The 24,867-nt window shown below is 67.4% G+C and carries 17 protein-coding genes; 5 read left to right on the top strand and 12 right to left on the bottom strand.

Features of this window, described 5'->3' with window-relative positions; genetic code table 11:
• Positions 1-34: 34 nt before the first annotated feature.
• Positions 35-1,462: a type II secretion system ATPase GspE gene (gene gspE, locus ASE30_RS23040; RefSeq protein WP_057286590.1), complete on the bottom strand. Its 1,428-nt coding sequence runs from the start codon at positions 1,460-1,462 to the stop codon at positions 35-37.
• Entirely contained in the window at positions 1,459-3,831 is a 2,373-nt protein-coding gene (gene gspD, locus ASE30_RS23035) for a type II secretion system secretin GspD (protein WP_057286589.1), read from the bottom strand. The genes gspE and gspD overlap by 4 nt, the downstream gene beginning before the upstream one ends.
• A 177-nt stretch (positions 3,832-4,008) precedes the next feature.
• Between gspD and gspF the strand changes: the two genes are divergently transcribed.
• Positions 4,009-5,214 carry a type II secretion system inner membrane protein GspF gene (gene gspF, locus ASE30_RS23030; protein ID WP_057286588.1) on the top strand — a complete coding sequence of 402 codons (1,206 nt, stop codon included), beginning with the start codon at positions 4,009-4,011 and terminating at the stop codon, positions 5,212-5,214.
• Between the two features lie 143 nt (positions 5,215-5,357).
• On the opposite strand, the gene ASE30_RS23025 is transcribed toward gspF, so the two are convergent.
• The 3 genes from ASE30_RS23025 to ASE30_RS23015 form a co-directional block, all read right to left on the bottom strand.
• Positions 5,358-5,696, bottom strand: a complete 339-nt coding sequence (locus ASE30_RS23025) for a P-II family nitrogen regulator (protein ID WP_057286587.1) — start codon at positions 5,694-5,696, stop codon at positions 5,358-5,360.
• A 126-nt stretch (positions 5,697-5,822) separates the two neighbouring features.
• Positions 5,823-7,889, bottom strand: coding sequence for an NAD(+) synthase (locus ASE30_RS23020; RefSeq protein ID WP_057286586.1), 2,067 nt, complete (start codon positions 7,887-7,889; stop codon positions 5,823-5,825).
• A 97-nt stretch (positions 7,890-7,986) separates the two neighbouring features.
• Positions 7,987-9,354 carry a mechanosensitive ion channel family protein gene (locus tag ASE30_RS23015; RefSeq protein WP_057286585.1) on the bottom strand — a complete coding sequence of 456 codons (1,368 nt, stop codon included), beginning with the start codon at positions 9,352-9,354 and terminating at the stop codon, positions 7,987-7,989.
• Between the two features lie 137 nt (positions 9,355-9,491).
• Here ASE30_RS23015 and argH point away from each other — a divergent pair, with 137 nt between their 5' ends.
• Together argH and ASE30_RS23005 are read left to right on the top strand one after the other, a co-directional pair.
• A complete protein-coding gene (gene argH / locus ASE30_RS23010) occupies positions 9,492-10,913 on the top strand; it encodes an argininosuccinate lyase (RefSeq protein WP_057286584.1) in 1,422 nt (473 codons plus the stop codon).
• Positions 10,914-11,124: 211 nt separating this feature from the next.
• Entirely contained in the window at positions 11,125-13,131 is a 2,007-nt protein-coding gene (locus ASE30_RS23005; protein ID WP_057286583.1) for a PEP/pyruvate-binding domain-containing protein, read from the top strand.
• Between the two features lie 7 nt (positions 13,132-13,138).
• On the opposite strand, the gene ASE30_RS23000 is transcribed toward ASE30_RS23005, so the two are convergent.
• A complete protein-coding gene (locus tag ASE30_RS23000; RefSeq protein WP_057286582.1) occupies positions 13,139-14,299 on the bottom strand; it encodes a CaiB/BaiF CoA-transferase family protein in 1,161 nt (386 codons plus the stop codon).
• Between the two features lie 119 nt (positions 14,300-14,418).
• The gene (locus tag ASE30_RS22995; protein ID WP_057286581.1) at positions 14,419-15,321 is read right to left on the bottom strand and encodes a LysR family transcriptional regulator; all 903 of its coding nucleotides are present in this window, start codon (positions 15,319-15,321) and stop codon (positions 14,419-14,421) included.
• 206 nt (positions 15,322-15,527) lie between these two features.
• Here ASE30_RS22995 and ASE30_RS22990 point away from each other — a divergent pair, with 206 nt between their 5' ends.
• Together ASE30_RS22990 and ASE30_RS22985 are read left to right on the top strand one after the other, a co-directional pair.
• Complete coding sequence (locus ASE30_RS22990) at positions 15,528-16,517, top strand: tripartite tricarboxylate transporter substrate binding protein (RefSeq protein ID WP_057286580.1); 990 nt, start codon at positions 15,528-15,530, stop codon at positions 16,515-16,517.
• Positions 16,518-16,577: 60 nt separating this feature from the next.
• Complete coding sequence (locus ASE30_RS22985) at positions 16,578-17,039, top strand: MaoC family dehydratase (RefSeq protein WP_057286579.1); 462 nt, start codon at positions 16,578-16,580, stop codon at positions 17,037-17,039.
• 70 nt (positions 17,040-17,109) lie between these two features.
• On the opposite strand, the gene lpdA is transcribed toward ASE30_RS22985, so the two are convergent.
• From lpdA to ASE30_RS22960, 5 genes are all read right to left on the bottom strand, one after another.
• The gene (gene lpdA, locus ASE30_RS22980; RefSeq protein WP_057286578.1) at positions 17,110-18,513 is read right to left on the bottom strand and encodes a dihydrolipoyl dehydrogenase; all 1,404 of its coding nucleotides are present in this window, start codon (positions 18,511-18,513) and stop codon (positions 17,110-17,112) included.
• A 2-nt stretch (positions 18,514-18,515) separates the two neighbouring features.
• Positions 18,516-19,928 carry a dihydrolipoamide acetyltransferase family protein gene (locus ASE30_RS22975; protein WP_057286577.1) on the bottom strand — a complete coding sequence of 471 codons (1,413 nt, stop codon included), beginning with the start codon at positions 19,926-19,928 and terminating at the stop codon, positions 18,516-18,518.
• 1 nt (position 19,929) lies between these two features.
• Complete coding sequence (locus ASE30_RS22970; protein WP_057286576.1) at positions 19,930-20,973, bottom strand: alpha-ketoacid dehydrogenase subunit beta; 1,044 nt, start codon at positions 20,971-20,973, stop codon at positions 19,930-19,932.
• A 2-nt stretch (positions 20,974-20,975) separates the two neighbouring features.
• Positions 20,976-22,208, bottom strand: a complete 1,233-nt coding sequence (locus ASE30_RS22965; RefSeq protein WP_057286575.1) for a 3-methyl-2-oxobutanoate dehydrogenase (2-methylpropanoyl-transferring) subunit alpha — start codon at positions 22,206-22,208, stop codon at positions 20,976-20,978.
• A gap of 228 nt (positions 22,209-22,436) precedes the next feature.
• The gene (locus ASE30_RS22960; RefSeq protein ID WP_057286574.1) at positions 22,437-24,842 is read right to left on the bottom strand and encodes a TonB-dependent siderophore receptor; all 2,406 of its coding nucleotides are present in this window, start codon (positions 24,840-24,842) and stop codon (positions 22,437-22,439) included.
• Between the last annotated feature and the right edge of the window lie 25 nt (positions 24,843-24,867).

The raw sequence follows: 24,867 nt of genomic DNA, 5'->3' as shown, positions 1-24,867 counted from the left end.
CCGGAAGCGCCAGGCCGTCCGGAATGAACGCGCCCTAGGCGTCCCGCGTCACGCGCAGGATTTCCTCGGGCGATGTCTGCCCGCCGTCGACCCAGCGCTGCCCGTCTTCGCGCATGGTCCGCATGCCCGACGCGGCCGCCGCGCGCCGCAGTTCGCGTTCTCCGCTGCCTTCATGGATCAGCCTGCGGGCCTCGTCGTCGACCGTGAACAGTTCGTGGATGCCTGAACGTCCGCTGTAGCCCGTGTGATTGCACGCCTCGCACCCGACCGGATGAAACACCTGCGCGCCGTCCAGCATCGACGGCGCCTTGCAGGCCGGGCACAGCTTGCGCACCAGGCGCTGCGCCAACACGCCCAGCAGGGACGAGGCCAGCAAAAAGGGTTCTACCCCCATGTCCGTCAGCCGCGTCACGGCGGACACGGAATCGTTGGTGTGCAGCGTGGCGAGCACCAGGTGGCCGGTCAGGGAGGCCTGCACGGCGATCTGGGCGGTTTCCAGGTCCCGGATCTCGCCGATCATGATGACGTCCGGGTCCTGGCGCAGGATCGCGCGCAGCGCCAGCGCGAAGCTCATGTCGATCTTGGCGTTGACCTGCGTCTGGCTGATGCCGGCAAGGTCGTATTCGATGGGGTCTTCCACCGTCAGGATGTTGCTGGTGGAGGCGTCCAGCCGGCTCAGCGCGGCGTACAGCGTGGTGGTCTTGCCGCTGCCGGTGGGCCCGGTCACCAGGACGATGCCGTGCGGCTGCCGGATCAAGCGGTCGAGCTGCCCGAGCACGCCCGGGCTCATGCCCAGCCGCTCCAGTTGCAGGCGGCCGGCTTCCTTGTCCAGCAGGCGCAGCACCGCGCGCTCGCCATGGCCGGTCGGCAAGGTGGACACCCGCACGTCGATAGGCCGCCCGCCCACGCGCAGCGCGATGCGGCCGTCCTGCGGCAGGCGCTTTTCGGCGATGTCCAGGTGCGCCATGATCTTGATGCGCGAGATCAGCGCGGCATGCAGGGCCTTGCGCGGCGACACCACATCGCGCAAGGTGCCGTCCACGCGGTAGCGCACCACGGAGTGGGTTTCGAACGGTTCGATGTGGATATCGCTGGCGCCGTCGCGCGCGGCCTGCGCGAACAGCGCATTGATCATGCGGATGACGGGCGCGTCGTCCTGCGCCTCCAGCAAGTCCGCCACCTCGGGCATGTCCTGCAACAGGCGGTCCAGGTCGATCTCGTTTTCCGCCACGCCCATGACGGACGCGGCGTCCTCCGAATGACTGTAGGCCGCCGTCAGCAGCGTCTCCAAAGCCTCGTCATCGACTTGCGCGAGCGCGATGTCGCCATGGCAGCGGCGGATCTCGCGCACGGCCCAATCGGGCGTGCGCGGGCTGACGGTCAATTGCGCCTGCCCCCCGCGCAGCGACAGGACCGCGCGTTGCGCGCGAGCCCAGGCATAGGGCAAGGGATGCCCGCTCATAGGAGCGTCTCGGGGTCCACCGCCACGGTCATCATGAGCGGCCGGCTTACCCGGATCGGCGACGCGGCAGGTGCGGGCGGCATGCCGGGATACTGGCGCACGGCGAAGCTTTCCACCGTCACCGGGGCCGGGCGGCGCATGGTCGCCGCTTGTTCATCCGGCCGCAGGTCATAGGCATTGTTCGACACCGACGGCGCCGACCCCGGCAGCGGCAGCATCGGCGCCTCCATGTCAGGCAATGCCCAATGGTGGCGCGGCTGCACCGTGCCCTGCGCGCGGCGCATATAGTCGTAGCGGTCCATGGTGACGCTGGCGCTGCGGTTCGCGTCGCGCACCACGTAGGGGCGCAGGAACACCATCAGGTTCGTCTTGGTGCGTTTGCGCGTGTCGTAGCGGAACAGCGATCCGATCACCGGCAGCGACCCCAGGCCGGGCACGCTATTGGACGTAAGCGTCACGTTTTCTTCCAGCAGGCCGCCCAGCACGATGATCTGTCCGTCGTCGATCAGCACGCTGGTGTCGATGGCGCGCTTGTTGGTGACGATGCCGGTGGTGGAATTGGAGCGGCTTTCGTCGATGCTGCTGACCTCTTGATAGATGTCCAGCTTCACCGCGCCGCCCTCCGAGATCTGCGGACGGATGTTCAGCTTCAGGCCGACGTCTTCGCGTTCGATCGTCTGGAACGGATTGGAGCTGCTGTCGCTGCCGGAAGTCACGTACTGCCCCGTCACAAACGGCACCGTCTTGCCCACCAGGATGCTGGCAGACTGGTTATCCAAGGTCAGCAGGTTGGGCGTGGACAGGATGTTGGCTTCGCCCGTGTTCTGCATGGCGCGGGCCAGCACCCCCAGATTGATGACCTGGTTGCCCAGTACGTCGACAGTGCCCTTGACCACGCCCAGGCTCAGGCCGCCGCCCAGCGCGTCGATCGAGGTCGGGCCATTGCCGGTGATGCCGCTGCCGCCCAGGTTCGTGCCGCCGACGAAGCTGGTGCCGTTGCTGTTGATGTTGCCTGCGCCGGTCATCCACTGGATGCCGAACTCGGCGGCCTTTTCCTCGCTCACCTCCACGATCAGGCTTTCCACCAGCACCTGCGCGCGGCGCTGGTCTAGCTGGTCGATCACCTCCCGCAGGCTGCGATACAGCGGTTCGGGCGCCGAGATGATCAGCGAATTGGTCGCCGGATCCGCCTGGATGGTGGCCCCGCCCGCCGAATACGACACCGCCTGCGAAGAATTGTCTTCGCGCGCGATGCGTTCCTGCTCGCCCGACAGGCCGCCCTTGGCGGAGCCCGACTGGCTGGACATGCCCTGCCCGGCCTGGCTCGACGTGTTGCTGGAGGTGTTCTGCGCGCGCGCGCCGCCCTGCGCCGCGCCGCCGCTGCTGCTGCTTGCGCCCGGGGCCGCGCCGGGCGCGGAATTGGCCTGGCCCGTCAGCAGCCCGCCCAGAACCTCGGCGATGCGCGTGGCTTGCGCGTTGCGCATGTAGACCACGTGCAGGTTGCCCGCGCGGTTCTGCTGCGCATCCAGCTTCAGGATCAGGTCGCGGGCCAGGCGCGTGCGCGCCGGGCTGCCCGAACGCACCAGCACGCTGTTGCTGCGCGGGTCGGCCACGATCGCGATGCGCTGGGTCGGATCGCTGCTTTGCGTGTCGAGCAATTGCGAGGCCAGGATGGCGATGTCGGTCGCAATGCCAGACCGCACCGGCACCACATCCGTGTCGATCGAGCTGGGTACGTCGATGCGGGCGATGACGGCCGCGATCCGTTCGAGGTTGTCGGCATAGTCGGTGACGACCAGCGTGTTGTTGCCCGGGTACGCGTTGATCGGATTGTTCGGAGGCACCATGGGGCGCAGCACCGGCACAAGATTCGCGGCATTCTCGTACTTCAGCGGGAACACGCGCGTCAGCATTTCGCCGCTGCTGCCGCCCGCCCCCTTCGCGAAGGCGGCCACGGGAACGGGCCCTCTGCCGCCGCCCGCCGGCGCGCCGGACGCGGGCTTGGGGCCGCCCACCACCGCGCTGCCTTGCAGCTTGGCATCGGCCTCCGGCACCACACGCGTCACGCCGTCCACGTCGACAATGGCGAAGCCTTGCAGGCGCAAGGCGCCCGTCAGCATGGCCAGCGCCTGCCCGCTATCCACCGGACGGTCCGATACCAGCGTGAGCTTGCCCTTGACCCGCGGGTCCACCAGGAAGTTGCGGTGCGTGAACAAGGACAGCGCACGCAACACGGCGGGGATGTCGGTGTCGACGAAATTCAGGCTGACGCGATTGTCCGCCTGTTGAGCGTGGGCCGTGCTGGCGACCGGTCCGAGTTGGCTTGCCGCAAGCAAGACCGCAAGGCTGAATTGCGCGATGTGACGCATGACGAGATAGGAGCCCAAGACGTGAAGTCGTGTGAAAAATCGTGAAAGCGCGTCGGAGTATACGGGGTGTGACTGCAACACTACGGTCATATTCGGAAGGCAAGGTGACGGGCTGGAAACCCTTTAAATTCGGGGCTCTTGGCGGTTCAAACCGGCGCGCGCCTCTTTATTACAACCATGCCTTCCTTCCGCTACGAAGCCACAGACGCGCTCGGAAAAATCGTGCGCGGCACGATCGATGCCGACACGGAACGGGGCGCCCGCAACCAGTTGCGCGGGCGCGGCCTGCTGCCGCTGTCGACCTCGCTGGCAGCGCGCGCCGAAGGCCTGGGCGCGGCGTTGCGCACGCGCCTGTCGGATGCCGACCTCGCGTGGCTGACGCGTCAGCTTGCCAGCCTGCTGGCGGCGCGCCTGCCGCTGGACGCCGCCCTGAGCGCCACGCTCGAACAGGCCGAGAAGAAACACATCGCCGCCACCTTGGGCGGCGTGCGCGACGATGTGCGCGCCGGCCATCGCCTGTCGGCCTCGCTGGCCGCGCGGCCGCGCGATTTCCCCGAAATCTATCGCGCCCTGATCGGCGCGGGCGAAGAGTCCGGAGACCTGGCGCAGGTGATGGAGAAGCTGGCGGATTACATCGAGGAACGCAACGCCTTGCGCAGCAAAGTCATGACGGCGTTCATCTATCCGGCGGTGGTGGCCTGCGTGTCGGTGATCATCGTGATTTTCCTGCTGGGCTATGTGGTGCCGCAGGTGGTGTCCGCCTTCAGCCAGGCCAAGCAGCAGCTTCCGCTGCTGACCCGCATGATGCTGGCGCTATCGGACTACGTCCGCGAATGGGGCGCCGTGACCGGGGTTGCGATCGCGCTGGCGATCGTGCTGTGGCGCTACACGCTGCGCGCGCCGGCGGCGCGGCGCGCGTGGCATGCACGCGTGTTGCGCCTGCCGCTGGCCGGGCGCTTTGTTCTGGGCGTCAACGCGGCGCGGTTCGCATCGACGCTGGCCATTTTGTGCGGCAGCGGCGTGGCGTTGCTCACGGCGCTGGAGGCGGCCCGCCGCACGCTGGGCAACGACGTGCTGCGACTGGCGGTGGACGAGGCCTCGGCGCGCGTGCGTGAAGGCGCATCGCTATCCGCGTCGCTGGGCGCGCAAAAGGCGTTCCCTTCCCTGCTGGTGCACCTGATCGCCAGCGGCGAGAAAACGGGCCGCTTGCCCGAACTGCTGGACCGGGGCGCGCAGAACCTGTCGCGCGACCTGGAGCGGCGCGCGATGGCGATGACGGCCCTGCTGGAGCCGGCGCTGATACTGCTGATGGGGGGATTCGTCCTGCTGATCGTGCTGGCGGTGATGATGCCGATCCTGGAGATGAACCAGTTGATCAGGTAGGGAAGATGGCGGTGGCGCGAATGAATCGGGCCACAATGAATCGGGCCACGTCAGAACGCGGCCCGGGAAGCATCGGAAGCTTGAGAGATCGAGCGCTCGGGACCTCGGGAGATCAATGGTTCAAGAGCCCCGAGGGCGCGTGATCAGAGCGCCTCTTCGTCGCTCTCGCCGGTGCGGATGCGGATGGCTTGCTCGACCGGCGTCACGAAGATCTTGCCGTCGCCGATCTTGCCGGTGCGGGCGGCCTTGACCACGGCTTCGATGGCGGCTTCGACCTGTTCGTCCGGCAGCACCACTTCAACGCGGATCTTGGGCAGGAAGTCCACCACGTACTCGGCGCCGCGATAGAGTTCGGTATGGCCTTTCTGGCGGCCAAAACCCTTGACTTCAGTGACCGTCAGGCCGCTGACGCCGACTTCCGCCAGCGCTTCGCGGACCTCGTCGAGCTTGAAGGGTTTGATGATGGCGGTGACTTGTTTCACGTTGGTCGTCCTGGGTTTTTGATCTGTGCGGCGCCCTGCCGCGCCGCCTGTGCGGGCGCGGGGCGCGATGAATAGGAGAATACCACCGGAGGGCGTGCAGGCCCCACGGCAAGGCGCGGGTCTTCCTTAGCCCCCCGGCGTTTCGTCCGGAATCCGGTCGGCGTCGCGCATCCACACCACCGACTCCGAGTCGCTGGGCGCGCGCCAGTCGCCACGCGGGGACAGCGAGCCGCCGGAACCGACCTTCGGGGCGTTGGGGACGCAGGTGCGCTTGAACTGGCTCAGGCGGAAGAACCGGTCCAGGAACAGCTTCAGGTTGCGCTTGATGGCGGGCAGGTCGTACTGGTTGCGCGCGACATGCCCGGCCTCGGGCCAGGCGCCGGCCTCGCGGTCGCGCCAGGCCGCCAGCGCCAGGAAGGCGACCTTGGTCGGCGCGAAGCCGTAGCGCAGCGTGTAATACAGGTTGAAGTCCTGCAGTTCGTAGGGGCCGATCGACGCTTCGCTTTTCTGGACCGGCTTGTCGTCCGCGCCGCCCGGCACCAGTTCGGGACTGACATCCGTCCCCAGCACGTCCAGCAGCACCTGCGCGCCGTCCTCGCCCAGGCGGCCGGATTCGGCCACCCAGCGCACCAGGTGCGTGATGAGCGTCTTGGGCACGCTGGCATTGACGCTGTAGTGCGACATGTGGTCGCCCACGCCGTACGTGCACCATCCCAGTGCAAGCTCGCTCAGGTCGCCCGTGCCGATCACGAAGGCGTTGTTGAAGTTGGCGATGCGGAACAGGTGGTTGGTGCGCTCGCCGGCCTGCACGTTCTCGAAGGTGATGTCGTATACCGGCTGGCCGTCCGCGTAGGGATGGCCCAGGTCCTTGAGCATCTGCAGGCAACTGGGCCGGATGTCGATCTCGGACGCCGTGCAGCCCACGACGGCCATCAGCCGGCGCGCCTGCTGCAGCGTGCGGGTGCTGGTGGCGAAGCCCGGCATGGTGACGGCCAGGATGTTCGAGCGCGGCAGGTCCAGCGTATCCATGGCCTTGGCGCAGACCAGCAGCGCGTGGGTGGAGTCCAGCCCGCCCGAAATGCCGATGACGACCTTGGACATGCCGCTGGCCGACAGCCGCTGGGCCAGCGCCTGCACCTGGATGTTGTAGACCTCTTTGCAGCGGGCGTCGCGGCGCTGCGGGTCGGCCGGCACATAGGGAAAGCGCGCCACGCGCCGGTCCAGCGGCAGTTCGGCGTCTTCCAGCGGCGGATTCACGGGGACCGCCACCTGGCGGAACTTGCGGACCTCGTCCTGGTGGCGGCGGACGGACTGGCCAAAGGTGCTCTGGCGCATGCGTTCGCGCGACAGGCGTTCCAGGTCCACGTCCGAAAACAGCAGGTGCGAATGGCTCAGGAAGCGCTCGGACTCGGCCAGCAGTTCGCCGTTTTCGTAGATGAGCGCCTGGCCGTCCCAGGCCATGTCCGTCGAGGACTCGCCCCGGCCGGCCGAGGTGTACATATAGGCCGACAGGCAGCGCGCCGACTGCTGCGAAACAAGCTGGTGGCGGTATTCGGCCTTGCCGACGACGATATTGGAGGCGGACAGGTTGACCAGCACCGTGGCGCCGGCCAGCGCGGCGTAGGACGACGGCGGGATAGGCACCCAGACGTCTTCGCAGATTTCGACGTGGAACTGGAACAGCGGCAGCTTTTCCATCCGGAACAGCAGCTCGGACCCGAACGGCACGGTCTGGCCCAGCAGGCGGATGTCGGCCGCGGCCGCGCAATCGGCGGCGCTGAACTGGCGGGCTTCGTAGAATTCGCCGTAGTTGGGCAGGTAGCTCTTGGGCACCACGCCCAACACGCGGCCGCCGGCCGCCACCACGGCGCAATTGAATAGCTGGTGGTCCACGCGCAGCGGCGCGCCCGCGATGATGGCGATATCCAGATCGGCCGTGGCTTGGACCACCTGGGCCAGCGCCGCTTCGCAGGCGTCCAGCAGGGCCTTCTGGTGAAAGAGATCGTCGCAGGTGTAGGCCGACAGGCCCAGCTCGGGAAACGCCGCGAGCACCGCGCCGCCCTGGGCGGCCTGCTGGGCCAGCGCGATGGTCTGCGCCGCATTGAAGGCGGGGTCGGCGACCCGGCATTCGGGCACGCCGACCGCGACCCGGGCGAAGCCGTGGGAATACAGGTTGAAGAACGGGTTCGACATCGGGTCTATCGCCTAGGAAGCAACCGCCGGATTATCTCACGGCCTCCGGCCCGCCGCGCCTTGGGCGGGCACCGGCCAAAAGCAGGTCCGCGCTGGCCTAGCGGGGCATCTTGCCGTCGGTCAGGCCACGCTGGAACGGCGCGGCCGGGTCGGCATCCAGGATGCCCCCCTGCCGGTCGCGCTCCCCGGCCAGGGCGGCCTGGAAGGCGTTTTCGCGCAGGGACCCGCCCATGGCGCCGAAGTCGGCGCCGGACGGCTGCTGGTACAGGCGCAGGCCCAGTTCCGGCAGGATGGCCAGCAGATGGTCGAAGACGTCGCCCTGGATCCGTTCGTATTCCACCCAGGCTGTCACGGCGGTAAAGCAATAGACCTCGACCGGGATGCCCTCGGAGGTGGGCTCCATCATGCGCACCATCATCGCCATGTCCTGGCGGATTTCCGGGTTCTGCTTCAGGAAGGCCAGCGCATAGGCGCGCAAGGTGCCGATGTTGGTCAGGCGGCGGCGGTTGGCCGGCACACTGGCCAGTTCGCCCATGGTCTGGTTGGCCTGGGCGATGTCGTGGGTCTTGGCCTGCAGATAATCGTGCAGCAGCCGGAAGCGCATCAGCCGCTGGGCTTCCTCGTCGGTCAAAAAGCGCACGCTGGCCGCGTCGATGCGCAGAGTGCGCTTGATGCGGCGGCCGCCAGACTCGAACATGTGGCGGTAGTTGCGGTAGCTTTCCGAAAACAGCTTGTACGTGGGCACCGTGGTGACCGTGTTGTCCCAGTTCTGCACCTTGACCGTATGCAGCGCGATGTCCTTGACGAACCCGTCGGCGTTGGACTGCGGCATTTCGATCCAGTCGCCGATGCGCAGCATGTCGTTGCTGGTGAGCTGGGTGCTGGCCACCAGCGACAGCAGGGTGTCTTTGAACACCAGCAGCAGCACCGCCGACAGCGCGCCCAGGCCGGAGATCATCCACAGCGGCGACCGGTCGATCAGGATGGACAGCACCAGGACGGTGCATACCGCCATCAGGATCAGCTTGCCGATCTGGATATAGCCCTTGATGGAGCGGGTCTGCGCCCGCGTGGTGGCCGAATAGGTGTCCTGCCAGGCGCTCAGCACCCCCGAAAACGCCACGAACACGCAGATCCATGCGCCCGCGTGCGCCAACCGGCCCACGATCGTGACGGCCCGCTCGGCGTGGGGCACAAGGTCAATGCCGATCGACACCACCGCGAACGGCACCGCGTACCAGAGGTTCTGGTACGCCCGGCGGCGCTGCAGGGCCTTGTCCCAGTCCCCGTGCCCGCTCACCACCAGCAGCCGGTGCGCCACAAGCAGCACGACCCGCGCGACCACCCACTGCACGAACAGCGCCGTCAGGATCAGGACGCCGATTCCGATGAGTGTCTGCGCCCAGGCTTCCCGCGGCAGGTGGGTATCAAGTTGGGTGACTAGCTCTTCCCATTCCAGGGGCATAAGGTCTCTGCTTTCTCTAAGTTCTTGAAACTAACCGTGGATTATCCGACAAGAGCCGCGCCCGCGGGAGGTTCCGCCCCCGGAAAACCGGGGCCGGCGTCGCCCCCGTGGCGCGAGGCCCTATAATTCCGCCCATCATGGCAAACACTCCCTCCCCCGATCAAAACCAGTTCGCCAACAAGGCGCAGGCCTGGTCCGCCCGGTTCTCCGAGCCGGTTTCCGAACTCGTCAAACGCTACACGGCGTCCGTGGATTTCGACAAGCGCCTGGCGCGCCACGACATCCAGGGTTCGCTCGCGCACGCGGACATGCTGGCCGCCCAGGGCATCATCGGCGCCCAGGATCTGGCCGACATCCAGCGCGGCATGACGCAAATCCTGTCCGAAATCGATGCCGGCAGCTTCCAGTGGCTGCTGGATCTGGAAGACGTCCACCTGAATATCGAAAAGCGCCTGGTGGAACTGGTGGGCGACGCGGGCAAGCGCCTGCACACCGGCCGTTCGCGCAACGACCAGGTCGCCACCGACATCCGCCTGTGGCTGCGCGATGAAATCGACAACCTGCAAGACCTGCTGCGCGCGCTGCGCCACGCGCTGGCCACGGTCGCGCTGGAAAACGCCGCCACCATCATGCCGGGCTTCACGCACCTGCAGGTGGCCCAGCCCGTCACCTTCGGCCATCATCTGCTGGCCTACGCCGAAATGTTCGGCCGCGACGCCGAGCGCCTGGCCGATTGCCGCCGCCGCGTGAACCGCCTGCCGCTGGGCGCCGCCGCGCTGGCCGGCACGTCCTTCCCGATCGACCGCGAACGCGTGGCCAAGACGCTGGGCTTTGACGGCGTGTGCCGCAACTCGCTGGACGCCGTGTCCGACCGCGACTTCGCCATCGAATTCTGCGCCGCCGGCGCACTGATCATGACGCACGTCTCGCGCCTGTCCGAAGAGCTGGTGCTCTGGATGAGCCCGCGCGTGGGATTCATCGACCTGGCCGACCGCTTCTGCACCGGCAGCTCGATCATGCCGCAAAAGAAGAACCCCGACGTGCCCGAGCTTGCCCGCGGCAAGACCGGCCGCGTCAACGGCAACCTGGTCGCCCTGCTGACCCTGATGAAAGGCCAGCCCCTGGCCTACAACAAGGACAACCAGGAAGACAAGGAAGGCCTGTTCGACACCGTGGACACGGTGCGCGACACGCTGACGATCTTCGCGGACATGGCCGGCGGCATCAAGGTGAAGGCGGACAACATGCGCGCCGCCGCCCTGCAGGGCTTCGCCACCGCCACCGACCTGGCCGACTACCTGGTCAAGAAGGGCGTGCCCTTCCGCGACGCCCACGAAGTGGTGGCCCACGCCGTGCGCGACTGCGAACAGCGCGGCTGCGACCTGGCTGACCTGTCCACCAGCGACCTGAAGGCCTATCACGCCAGCATCGGTGAAGACGTGCACCAGGTCCTGACCCTGGAAGGCTCGGTCGCCGCGCGCAAGCACGTGGGCGGCACCGCCCCCGAGCGCGTGGCCGAAGAGGCCCGCCGCGTCCTGGCGGAAACGGCCGAAGGCTGATTCCGGCTGGATTGAAGATGTCCGCGCAAGGCCCCCTCCCCGGGGGCCTTGTTGCATCCGGCGGCAAGGTTCGTGCCATCGGCATGACGGGCCGCTTACGCCAAAACGCCCAGGCCGAGGCGCGAGCCGCCCGCCGCACATCCGGCGTTCCGGGGCCAGTCCCCAATAACGTCCGATATGATTGCGGCTTTCCCGCAGCCTTCCCGGTCCCATGCATCCCTCGTGCGCGCCGCTCAAGCCGTCCGCTCCGCCTCGCGTGTTCCTGGCCGTCCTGGGCACGATCTGCCTGCTGAGCGCCGTGGTCAGCCCCGCCGTCCAGGCGCAAACTGCCCGCAAGCCGTCTCCCTATGAAAACGCCCGCCCGCTGCGGCCCGATGAACGGGAAGCGCGCAAGGAAGAAGACGCGCGCTGGGGCGGTCCGGCCTTCCTGAACCAGGTCCGCACCGAGGACGAATTCCGGCAACTCGCGCGCTTCTACAACGCTGGTACGCCGCTGGAGATCCCGCATGTGCTGTTCGTGATCGACCGGCAGCGCGCCAACCGCATCTATTTCGTGCACACGCCCCGCTACGCGCTGCACGAGACCTTTGCGCGCGAGCGGCGCCTGCTGTCCGGGGACAAGGCCGCGCTCATCGCGCAATACAAGGACCCCAACCGGCGCCTGTTGTTCGGCACGCTGAGCTGGCAGCGCGACCTGCCCGGCTACACCTATGAATTCTGGGAGGGCGACCTGCTGACGCCGGAACTGCTGGCCTTGACCGGGGAAAGACTCGGCGCCACCTTCTACTCCCCCGTGCGCTTCAAAAGCAATTCCACCCGGCAGGAGCAGACCGCGCAAGGCGTGGGGCTGAGCTTCGTGACGCAAGAGGCGCTGCTGCGCGAGCAGACCTTTCTTCCGCTGAACACCGGGCGCGCGCAGGGGCGGCTGCGCATCGTCAAATCGGTGGACGACACGCCCGACCTGTCGCCCACCGACATCCTGGTGCTGGACGAAGTGCCCGTGGCGCTGCCGCCCGTGGCCGGGCTGATCACGCAGCGGCCGTCCACCCTGCTGTCGCATGTGAACCTGCTGGCCAAGGGCTGGCGCATTCCCAACGCCTACGTGCGCGACGCCGTCGAGGCGCTGCGTGAGCACGACGGCCAATGGGTCGAGCTGACGGTGTCCAGCAACGGGTATCAGGTGCAACGCATCGCCCAACCCGCCGCGCCCGCCGTCAAGCCGGCCAATGCGGCGCTGCCCAAGCCCGACTTGAGCGTACGCGACATCAAACCGTTGTCCGGCATGACGGCGCGCGACAGCCGCCATTGCGGCGTGAAGGCGGCCAACCTGGGCGCCCTGAAAGCCGTGCTTCCCCCAACGGCCAGCGTGCCGGATGGCTTTTGCATTCCGTTTGCTCATTACGCGGCGTTCATGCGGCAACTGCGGGTGCCAGAGCGTGTGGCGGCGCTGGAGCAGCGGCCCGACTTCGCCGGCGACGCCAACGTGCGCCGCGCCGAACTGGCCGCGCTGCGCCAGGCCATCATCCAGGCGCCCGCCGGCCCGGCCCAGGCAAGCGCGTGGACCGATCGCTGGCAAAAGCAGCTAGGTAGCCGCGGCGTCTTCGTGCGCAGTTCGTCCAATTCCGAAGACCTGCCGGGCTTCAGCGGCGCGGGGCTGTACACCACCGTGCCCAACGTGACGCAGGCCGATGCGCTGGCGCGGGCCGTGCGGACGGTATGGGCCTCGGTCTACAACTTCGAAGCCTATGAAGCGCGCCGCGCCGCCGGCATCGGTCAGGAAGGCGTCGTCATGGGCGTGCTGGTGCAGCTTGCCGCCGCGTCGGACAGTTCGGGCGTCATGATCACGCGCGATCCCTTCGACGCCTCCCGCCGCTACGTGACGTACCTATCGGCCAAGCGCGGCCTGGGCATCAAGGTGGTGGAAGGCAAGCGGCAGGCCGAGCAGCTCATGTACTCAAGCTGGTCCAAGGCCGTGCAGGTGCTGAGCCGCTCCGCCGAGGACACGCAACTGGTGGCGGACGCCGCCGGCGGCGTGCGGGAAGTGCCCATCGAAGGCGCGCGGCAGGTGCTGAACGACGCGCTGGTCGCGCGCCTGGCCGCCGTGGGGCGGCAGGTCAAGCAGCGCCTGGGGAATGTGGACCAGGACATTGAATGGGCCGTGCAGGGAGACAGCATCCTGATCCTGCAGGCACGGCCGTATATCGACGGGAGCCAGTAGCCAGGCCTCACACGGGCAAATCGAAGCCCAATTCGGCCAGGATCGCCCCGGTGTGCTGGCCCAGCGCCGGCACATCGCCCATTGCCGCTTCCGTACCCGATAGCGTGGCGGGCGGCAGCAGCGCCCGGATCGGTCCCGCAGGCGTAGTCACATCGCGCCAGCGGCCGCGCGCGGCCAGTTGGGGATGTTCCCAGACGTCGTGCATGGAATTCAGCGCGGAATTGGCGATGCCACCTTCGTCCAGCCTGCACAGGACCTCTTCCCGCGTGAGCGACGCAAAGCACGCCGCTATTCGCGCATCTAGCGCCTGACGATTGGTGACGCGCAGGACGTTGGATGAAAACCGCTCGTCGTTCGCGACGGCCGGATCCCGCAACACGTCGACGCAGAAGCGCACCCATTCGCGTTCGTTCTGCAGCCCGAAAATGACGTCTTTGCCATCCCCTGCCTGATACTGGCCGTAAGGCGCGATGGCCGGATGCGCCACCCCGTTGCGGGCTGGCGGCGAACCGCCATAGTGCGCAAAGTTCAATGGATAGGCCATCCATTCGGTCAGCGCCTCCAGCATGGTGACCTCAACGCGCAAGCCGGCGCCCGTGCGCCCGCGCTGCAGCAGCGCCGTCAGAATGCCCGAATACGCATACATGCCAGCCGAGATATCGGCAATGGATATGCCGGTACGCGCCGGCGCGTCAGGCGTGCCGGTCACCGAGATCAAGCCGGCCGCGGCCTGGATCAGCAGGTCGTAGGCCTTCTTCCGATGAAATGGGCCGCTGTCGCCATAGCCCGAGATATCGCACACGATCAGTTTGGGGAACTGCGCATGCAAGGTGGAGAAGTCCAGCCCCTTGCGCTGCGCCGCTCCAGGGGCCAGGTTCTGGATGAAGACGTCGGCCTGCCCCAGCAGCCGCTGTAACGCGGCGCGCTCGTCGGGACGTTCCAGATCCAGGCACAGGCTTTCCTTGCCCCGGTTGGCCCACACGAAAAATGAAGACAAGCCATGCACCGTGCCGTCGTAGCCCCGCGCGAAGTCGCCCACGCCAGGACGCTCGATCTTGATCACGCGAGCGCCCAGATCCGCCAACTGGCGGCTGGCGAAGGGCGCGGCAACGGCATGTTCAAGCGCGACGACGGTGATGCCGTCCAGGGGTTTCAATGCTGCGGTCATATCGTCCTGTCAGTCGGAGGTGGCGGCGGGCCAATCAGGCGGCCGGCCATGGAAAAAAATTATAGGAATGCCAGCCCGGCACGGCCAGTCGATAATTTTTAATCGCGCTTCAAGATTCTCTAATCGCTGTGTTCCACCGGCGTCAGCTGCGTAACGTAGCCGACGAAGTCGCGCGCATACACCGGCAGCGCTTCCATGCCGCGCATCACCACGCGCTGCTCACGCACCGCCCAGGCTTCCTCGATTTCCACGCACTCGACCTTGCCCTGGGCAAGGGCGACAGCGGCCACCGAGCGCGGCACCAGGGATATGCCCGCGCCCTCCTGGACGCAACGCAATACCGCGTCGAAATTGGGTGCATGCACGCGAACGCGCGGCTTGATACCCAGTTGCTCGGCCATCTGCTGCAGATACAGAAAATTGCTGCTCTTGCGGCCGATCGCCACGACATCGTGCGCCAGCGCGGCCTCCAGCGATACGCGCCGATGCAGGCCCAGCGGGTGGCGCGGCGGAATGATGAACAACAGTTCGTCCTTGCCATAGGTGATGAACTCCAGTCCGCGCATCTCGATGGCCCCTGCCACCAATCCCACGTCCGCATGCCCGTCCAGCACCGCCTTGACCGTTTCGGCGCTGAGGCGTTCCTCAAGATCGACGTTGACGTTGGGATAGGCCGCCAGAAACCGGCTCAACGCGGCCGGCAGGCTGCTCATGGTGCTGCTGTTGGCGAAAACGCGGATGTGCCCCTCGATGCCGTCGGTATGGCGCCGCATCTCGCCCTGCAGGCGCTCGACATTGCCAAGAATGGTCTGGGCGTAGCGCAGCACGGTCATGCCCGCCGGTGTCAGCGACATGCCCTTCTGCGTGCGCACGAACAGCGGAACGCCCATCGCCTGCTCCAGATTCTTCAGGCGGTAGCTGGCGGATGGCGCGGTCAGATGCAGGTCGGACGCGCCGCCCGTCAGACTCTTGGCCTCGGCGATGGCCATGAAAACACGCAGGTCGGTCAATTCGTAGCGCAATGCAATCACCTCGCAGACCCCGCCATACGGCCAGGGCAAGCCATTGTTAGAAAGGTTCTAAGTCGGGCAAGAAACATTCGACTGTTCGCCCCGGATCATCGTCTTTATATTTTGCCGATGCCAGGGAACAAACCCCAAGCCGCCCGCAACGCGCCGACACAGCCTGACGGCATCCGGCGGGAAAAAACAAGGAACGGAGACAACACATGAACCCACGATTTTCCTGGGCCGCGCTGGCCCGCAAGCTGACCGCCGCGCTGGGCCTGCTGGCCGCCGCGCCGTTGGCCGGGGCCCAGCCAGCCTACCCGGAACGGCCGGTGAAATTGGTCGTGCCGTATGCGGCCGGCGGTCCCACGGACACCTTCGCGCGCGCGCTGGCCGAAAGCTGGGCCCGCCAGACTGGCGCCACGTTCATCGTGGAAAACCGTACCGGCGCGGGCACGATGGTGGGTACGGAAGTGGTCGCCAAGGCGCCGGCCGACGGCTATACGCTGCTGCTCACCACGGTGGCGCATGCGGTCAATCCCAGCATTCACGCGACCCTGCCCTATCGCACCGTCGAAGATTTCGCGCCCGTAGGCCTGGCCGCCAAGGCGCCATTGGTGCTCGTCGTCAACAAGTCCATTGCGGCAAAGACCTTGCCGGAATTCCTGGCCTACCTGAAATCGCATCCGGGCAAGGTCAACTATGGTTCGGCCGGCATCGGCAGCGCGCCGCACCTGGCCGCCGAGCTGGTCAACTATCTGGCCGGGACACGAGCCATGCACGTGCCGTATCGCGGCAGCGCTCCCGCGATGGCCGACGTGATCGGCGGGCATCTGGATTTCATGATCGACAGCGCACCCACCGGCCTGGCCCAGGTGCATGCCGGCACGGTCCGCTTGCTGGCGACGTCGATGGGGCAGCGCTTGCCGCAGACCCCGGACGCCCCCGCCATCGCCGAAGCCATTCCGGGCTACGAGGCCTACACCTGGAACGCCGTGTTCGCGCCGGCCGGCACGCCTGCCCCGGTGATCGAGAAGCTCACGTCATCCCTGCGGGCCGCGCTTCAGGACGACGGGCTGAAACGCCGAGCCTATGACATGGGGCTGGTACTGGAAACGGCCCCCTCGCCCGCGGCGCTGGCCAGCTTCCTGGACAGTGAACTGGCGAAGTGGAGCAAAGTCGCCAAGGCCACCAACATGAGCGCGAACTGAAGTCTGGCCACGCGGACCGGATTTGACCCATCGCCACCCCATCAACAACAGGACCCTTGCATGATCAAGCATCAACTGTGCGCGCAGCGCTATTTCGAAGACTTCCAGATTGGCGAGATTTTCAATCTGCCGTCCCGCACCATGACCGATGCGTTGTTCGCCGCCTTTCAACTGGCCAGCGGCGACAACCACCCGGTGCACTACGACGTGGAATATTGCCGCGCCCATGGCATGCCGCACATGCTGGCGCACGGATTTCAGGTCGCCATCCAGACCGCGGCCGGCGCCGGCCTGTTCCCGCACATGGTGGAAGATTCGCTCAAGGCCTTCCTGGAGCAGAGCAGCCGGTTTCTGAAGCCGGTTTATGTGGGCGATACCTTGTATGCGTCGCTGCGCGTGACGGCGCTGACACCTGGGCGCAGCACGGGCGTCCTCGTCATGGGCAGCGAAGTGCGCAACCAGCAAGACGTGCTGGTGATGGACGGCGAGCAAAAGTACCTGTTGCGCAAACGCCCTGCCTGAACGACATCGCGCCGCGCCCCGGCGAACCGGAGGCGCGGCGCTCTAGCGGCTGGAAGCGATCCCGGCCGGATCAGATATGCAGCGCGTGCCCCAGCGCCTTGAGCGCCGCTTCCTGCACGGCCTCGCCCAAGGTGGGATGCGCGTGGATGGTGCCGGCCACGTCTTCCAGCGTGGCGCCCATCTCCAGCGACTGGCCGAACGCCGTGGACAGCTCCGAGACGCCCCGCCCCACCGCCTGCCAGCCGACGATCAGATGGTTGTCGCGGCGGGCCACGACGCGCACGAACCCGTCGGTGGATTCCAGCGTCATGGCGCGGCCGTTCGCGGCGAAGGGGAAGGACGCCGTCAGGCAATCCAGTCCCGCGCTTTCGGCGTCGACGGGCGACAGCCCCGCCACCACGACCTCGGGGTCGGTGAAGCACACGGCGGGAATGGAGGCCGGCTGGAAATGGCGGCGCTTGCCCGCCACCAGTTCGGCCACCATCTCGCCCTGCGCCATCGCGCGATGCGCCAGCATGGGTTCCCCGGCGATGTCGCCGATGGCCCAGACATCGCGCATGGACGTGCGGCACTGGTCGTCGATGCGCAGCGCGTTGCCCTGGCGATCGAGCTGCAGGCTTTCCAGCCCCCAGCCCTGCGTGCGCGGACGGCGCCCCACAGAGATCAGCACGCGGTCGGCCGGCAGCAGGGTCTCGGCGCCGCTGGCATCCTGCACCCGTACGGCATCGCCCGCGCCGTTCAGGCCCAGCACCTTGCGGCCCAGGTGCAGCGCCACGCCCATTCTGGCCAGGGCGGCGGCCACGGGCTTGGTGAGTTCGGCGTCGTAGGTGGGCAGAATGCGGTCCTGCGCTTCCACCACGGCCACTTCCGCGCCCAGCTTGCGGTACACGGTGCCCAGCTCCAGGCCGATGTACCCGCCGCCGACCACCACGAGCTGCTTCGGGATGCTGGCGGGCGACAGCGCTTCGGTGGACGACACCACCATCCCGCCAAAGGGCATGGACACAAGCGGCGTGGGCTCGGAGCCGGCCGCCAGCAGCAGGTGCTCGCACTGGATGCGGACCCGGCCCGCGTCGGTGGTTTCCACTTCGACGGTCTTGCCGTCCAGCAGCGTGGCCCAGCCCTGCACCACCTCCACGCCGTTCTTCTTGAGCAGCGCGCCCACGCCGCCCGTCAGCTTGCCGACGATGCCGTCCTTCCAGGCCACGGTTTGGGCGATATCGATGCGGGGCGCGTCCACGGCAATGCCCAGCGCGGACTTGTCCGCGTAGTGCCGCGCCTTGTCGAACTCCTCGGCCGCGTGGATCAGGGCCTTGGACGGAATGCAGCCGATGTTCAGGCAGGTGCCGCCCAGTTGGGCGCCTTCGACCAGGATGGCCGGCACGCCCAGTTGCCCAGCGCGGATGGCGGCCACGTAGCCGCCGGGGCCGCCGCCGATCACCAGCAAGGTCGTAGTCTTTGTGATCTGGCTCATGCTTACTCCACGAAAAGCAGCGCGGGTTGTTCCAGCAGGGCGCGCACCGCCTGGATGAAGCGCGCAGCGTCCATGCCGTCCACCACGCGGTGGTCGAAGGACGACGACAGGTTCATCAGTTTGCGCGCCACCACGGCGCCATTGCGGATGGCGGGCCGCTCGACGATGCGGTTCACGCCCACGATGCCGACCTCGGGATGATTGATCACCGGTGTGGTCACGACGCCGCCCAGCGGGCCCAGGCTGGTGATGGTGATGGTGGAGCCGGACAGCTCGTCGCGCCCCGCGCTGCCCGCGCGCACCGCCTGCGCCAGCCGCCCGATCTCGGCCGCGATGGACCAGAGGTCGCGTGCCTCGGCATGACGCAACACCGGTACCATCAGGCCGCCGTCGCTTTGCGTGGCGATGCCGATGTGCACGGCGCCATAGCGTGTCACCACGCCAGCCTCGTCGTCATAGCGCGCATTGATCTGCGGAAAGTCGCGCAGCGCCACCACCATGGCGCGCGCCAGCAGCGGCAGCAGCGTCAGCTTGCCGCGCGACTCGCCCCACCTGGCGTTGAGCTGGACGCGCAGGTCTTCGAGTTCGGTCACGTCGATTTCCTCGACGTAGCTGAAGTGCGGAATGCGGCGCTTGGATTCCGCCATTTTCTGCGCGATCTTTCTGCGCAGGCCGATGACGGGCACGGCGTCCTCATCGTTGCGTTCGGCGTAGGCAGCGCCCGCGCGCGCGGCCACGCCCGAGCCTTGCGATTGCAGATAAGCGTCCAGGTCTTCGTGCATGACGCGTCCGGCCGGACCGCTGCCCTGCACGTAACGCAATTCAACCCCCAGGTCCCAGGCGCGCTTGCGCACGGCGGGCGACGCCAGCGGCTTCTCGCCGGGCTGGCGCGCCACGGCAGGCGCGCCGCCGGCCGCACGCGCCGCCGGGGATTTGGCGTGGGCTTGCGCCCCCGCGCCGCCCGGCGGCACGGAAGCCGCGATCCGGCCCGCGGCCGCGTCCTTCTCGGATTTGACGGACGCGGACGCGGAAACCCCGGCAGCCCCGGGCTTCTGCGCGGCGGGCGATCCCGCGGCGGGCGACCCCGCGACGGCCGATGCTCCCGCGGCCGAAGTCCCAGCGGCCAATGCTCCGGCTGCCGGTGCAGCCGCCCCCGCCTTCACATTGCCCTCGCCCTCGACTTCCAGGCGGATCAGTTCGCCGCCCACGGCCATCACCTGGCCGACGTCCCCGCCCAACGAGATCACCTTGCCGACCACCGGCGACGGGATCTCGACCGTGGCCTTGTCCGTCATCACATCGGCCAGCGGCTGATCCTCGGCGACGGTATCGCCCACCTTAACGTGCCAGCCCACCAGTTCAACTTCCGCAATGCCTTCACCGATGTCGGGCATCTTGATGATATGAATCCCCATCTCACACCTCCATCGCGCGTTTGAAGGCTTCGCCGACCCTGCGCGGGCCAGGGAAGTACGCCCATTCCTGCGCGTGCGGATAGGGAGTATCCCAACCGGTCACGCGCTCCACGGGCGCCTCCAGATGATGGAAGCAGTGTTCCTGCACCAGCGAAATCAGTTCGGCGCCGAAGCCGCAGGTGCGCGTGGCCTCGTGGACCACCACGCAGCGTCCGGTCTTCTTCACCGAATTGACGATGGCATCCAGATCCAGCGGCCACAGGCTGCGCAGGTCGATGATCTCGGCGTCGATGCCGGCCTCTTCGGCCGCGGTCAGCGACACATGCACCGTGGTGCCGTAGGTCAGCACCGTCAGTTCGGAACCCGGCCGCACGATGGCGGCCGATTCCAGCGGCACCGTGTAATAGCCGGTGGGCACGATGCTGCCGGGGCGCCCGGTCCAGGGCGTCACCGGACGGTCGTGATGGCCGTCGAACGGGCCGTTGTAGAGCCGCTTGGGTTCCAGGAAGATCACCGGATCGTCGTTTTCGATGGCGGCGATCAGCAGCCCCTTGGCGTCGTAGGGGTTGGACGGCATCACCGTGCGCAGCCCGCAGACCTGCGTGAACATCGCCTCGGGGCTCTGGCTGTGCGTCTGCCCGCCGTAGATGCCGCCGCCGCAAGGCATGCGGATTGTCATGGGCGCGATGAATTCGCCCACGGACCGGTAGCGCAGGCGCGCCGCCTCGGACACGATCTGGTCGGAGGCGGGATAGAAATAGTCGGCGAACTGGATCTCGCACACGGGCCGCAACCCGTAGGCGCCCATGCCCACCGCCACGCCGACGATGCCGCCCTCGGAGATCGGCGTGTCGAACACGCGTGAACTGCCGAACTTGGCCTGCAGGCCTTCGGTGCAGCGGAAGACGCCGCCGAAGTAGCCGACGTCCTGTCCGAACACCACCACGTTGTTGTCGCGCTCCAGCATTACATCCATGGCCGAGCGCAAAGCCTGAATCATGGTCATCGGCGCCGAGGCCGGACCAGCGTTGTTATCGATTGCCATCGTCAGACTCCGAGCTGCTGGCGCTGCCGGCGCAGGTGCTCCGGCATGTCCTTGTAGACGTCTTCAAAAATGCTGGCGGCGCTGGGGACGTGTCCGTCCACCAGGGTGCCGTAGCTTTCCGCTTCCTTTTGGGCCGCCAGGATCTCGGCGTCGAGCTCGGCGCGGACGGCGTCGTGCTCGGCATCGGACCAGATGCCCAACAGGATCAGGTGCTTCTTGAAGCGTTCTATCGGATCGCCCAGCGGGAAGTGGCTCCAGTCGTCGCCGGGGCGGTACTTCGAGGGATCGTCCGAGGTGGAATGCGGACCGGCGCGGTATGTCACCCACTCGATCAGCGTCGGCCCCAGATTGCGGCGGGCGCGCTCGGCGGCCCAGCATGACGCCGAATAGACCGCCAGGAAATCATTGCCGTCCACGCGCAGCGACGCGATGCCGCAGCCCACGCCCCGGCCCGCGAAGGTCGCGCCTTCGCCGCCGGCGATCGCCTGGAAGGTGGAGATGGCCCACTGGTTGTTGACCACGTTCAGGATGACCGGCGCGCGATACACATGCGCGAAGGTCAGCGCCGTGTGGAAATCCGCTTCCGCGGTAGCGCCGTCGCCGATCCAGGCCGACGCGATGCGGGTATCGCCCTTGATGGCCGACGCCATGGCCCAGCCCACTGCCTGGATGAACTGCGTGGCCAGGTTGCCCGAAATGGTGAAGAAGCCGTTGGGCCGGTCGGAGTACATGACCGGAAGCTGGCGGCCCTTGAGCGGATCGCGTTCATTGGACATGAGCTGGCACATCATGGTCACCAGCGACACGTCGCGCGACAGCAAGAGGCTCTGCTGGCGATAGGTCGGGAAACACATGTCGCCCTGTTCCAGCGCCAGCGCATGCGCCGTGCCGATGGCCTCTTCGCCCAGGCTCTGCATGTAGAACGAGATCTTCTTCTTGCGCTGGGCGGTCAGCATGCGCCCGTCGAAGATGCGCGTCTTCAGCATGGCCCGCATGCCGGCCCGCAGCAGCTCGTTGCTGATCTCTGGCGCCCAGGGCCCGACCGCGCGGCCGTCGTCGTCGATCACCCGGACCAGGCTGTAGGCCAGCGGGCCGGTATCGACGGCGGCAACATCAATGGGGGGTTTGGGCACCTCGCCGGGCGGCGAAAGATGCAGATAGGAAAAGTCGGTCTTGCATCCCGGTCGCCCTGTCGGCTCGGGGACGTGCAACTTCAGCGGCCCATATTGGCTCATGTATTGTCTCCACGCTTGATCGTGTCATGCGTTTTCTTCCTACCAGGGCGTTGCCAAAGGCGTGTGACCTCGGGCGCTGCCGTCGTCGGCCTTCGCACGGGGATATCTGTGCGTGGGCCGTTGACGAGATTAGCACAGGGGACAGGGCGAATGAGCGGGGCCCGCAGACTTGCGGGCCCGTGTTGCACTACGGGTTTTCCTGCGTTGCGCAGGCCGGGCCGCCGCGTTCTACCAGCGATAGCTCAGCGTCGCGTACAAGGTGCGCGGATCGCCGTAACGGCAGCCAGTGCTGCCGGCGCAAGCCAGGTAGCCGCGATTGAACAGGTTGCGCGCGTTCAGCGTCAGCGACAGTCCGGCCATGGACGGGTCCAGCGCGCCGAAGTCATAGGCGGCCATGGCGTCCACGAGGAACTGGCCCGGTACGTTGGCGGGGTAGCCCGGCAGATTGGTCGAACTGGCATAGCGCACCCCCGCACCCACGGTCAGGCCGCTCACGCCCGCCGCCGTCAGGTTGTAGTCCGCCCACACCGACGCGCTGTGCAGGGGCACCAGCGCGATGCGCTGGTCCACCAGGGCCGGCGTGTTGCTGCGCGTGGTGCGCGCATCGGTGTACGCGTAGCTGGCGGTCAGGTTCAGCGCGCCCAGGCGGGCCTTGGCCTCCAGTTCCAGGCCGCGTGAGCGCGCCTTGCCCGTCTGCACCGAATACGTGGCGTCGGCGGGGTCGCTCGTCAGCGCATTGGTCTGCGACAGGTCGTAGACCGCCGCGCTGTACAGCATGTTGCCGCCGGGCGGTTCGTAGCGCAGGCCCAGTTCGTACTGGGTGCCCTTGGTGGGTTTGAAGGCATTGCCGGCGCGGTCCACGCCGACGGTGGGCGCGAATGACTGGCTGGCGCTGACGTAAGGCGCCAGGCCGTTGTCGGCCAGGTAGAGCAGCCCCACGCGGCCGGTCGTGGCCGTATCGCGCAGCCGGGTGGTGGCGCCGTTGGCGTAGTTCTTCTGGTCGGTATCGGCCCAATCCTGGCGTCCGCCCAGCACCACCACCCACTTGTCCTGGATCTTGATCTGGTCCTGCACGTAGAGTCCCAGCGCGCTGGCCCGCGTGTTGATGCCGTAGTCGGCCGCGGTGTTCAGGACCGGCACGGCGCCGTAGACCGGGTTGTAGATGTCGGCCAGCGGAGCCACCGTGCCGGAATGGCGGTGGGAATCGTAGCCGCTGCGGTAGTAGTCAAGGCCCGCCAGCACGGTGTGCTGCAAGGGGCCGCCGTCAAGCTTCAGCTCCAGCGAGGTGTCGGTCGCCACGCCATAGGAATGCTCGCTGCGGCTGACGACGCCGCGGCGCAGCGTGCGGCCATTGGGCTGCAGGGCGCCGAACGACAGGTAGTCCCAGGTGCCGTCGGCCGTGAAATAGCGGGCGCTCTGGCGCAGTTTCACGCGGTCATTGAAGGCGTGTTCGAAGGCATAGCCCACGGTGTAGGTGTCGGTGTCGTAGCGGTCGAAATCCGGCTCACCGATGAACAGGTCGCGCGGAATCTGGCCATTCAACGTATTGGCGGCGGGCATGGGCGCGGCGAACTTGGTGCGGATGCGCTGGTACGTTGCCAGCAGCGTCAGCGATGTGGCCGCCGACGGCTGCCACGTCAACGCCGGCGCCAGATAGGTCCGGTCGTCCGGCACGTGGTCCACCCAGTTGTCGGCATTGCGGGCCAGGCCCGTCAACCGGTAGGTCCACGCGCCGTCCTCCGTCAGCGCGCCGGCGAAGTCGCCCGACACCTGCCGGCGGTTGTAGCTGCCTGCTTCCAGGTTCAACTCGCGCAGCGTGTCGGCGGTGGGCCGTTTGCTCACGGTGTTCACCACGCCGCCGGGGCTCAGTTGTCCATACAGCACGGACGATGCGCCGCGCAGCACTTCCACCCGCTCCAGGCCGTACGGTTCCTGCCCGCCATCGTAGACACTGGATTGCAACTTCAGGCCGTCGCGCAACTGCCCGGAGTTGCCGGCGGCCACGTTGAATCCGCGCAGCATCAGGTCGTCGACCATCCGGCTGAACGCCGGCGACTGCGAGGAAACACCGGGGGTATAGCCCAGTGCGTCGGCCAGCGACGCGGCCTTCACCGCGCGCATCTGGTCGCTGGTGACGACCGACACCGATTGCGGCGTCTCGATCAGGGCCGTGTCGGTCTTCATGCCCGACATCGCGCGCTGCGCGACATAGCCCTCGACATGGCCGGTGGGCGATTCGATCGCACCGGTCACGCGCACGGGCTCCAGCATCGTCGTGTTCCCGGTTACGCGCCGCGCGCTCAGGGTGCCGTTGGCCGTCACCGCCAGCTCCAGCCCGCTGCCCGCCAGCGCCTGGCGCACGGCCTCCTCGGCGGTGTAGGCGCCCGACACGGCCGGCGCCGTGCGTCCCGCAACCAGCGCGGGATCCACCGACACCGGGCGCCCGCTCTGGCGGGCGATGCGGGTCAAGGTGTCGCCCAGCGCCGCGGACGGTAGATCGTAGCGGGTGGCAGTCGGTGCCGAAGCCGGGGCCGGGGCCGGGGTCTGGGTCTCGCTTTGGGCCTGGACCGCGGGCGCGGTCAGGGCGACGATCAGCGCGGCCGCCAGCGGCGCGGCCGGATAACGATGGAACATGGAATCTCCTGCAAACAGTTTGGCG

Origin of the sequence: Achromobacter sp. Root83 (assembly GCF_001428845.1) — a bacterium.
Lineage (GTDB): Bacteria > Pseudomonadota > Gammaproteobacteria > Burkholderiales > Burkholderiaceae_B > Achromobacter.
This window is presented reverse-complemented; position numbering and strand designations above follow the sequence as displayed.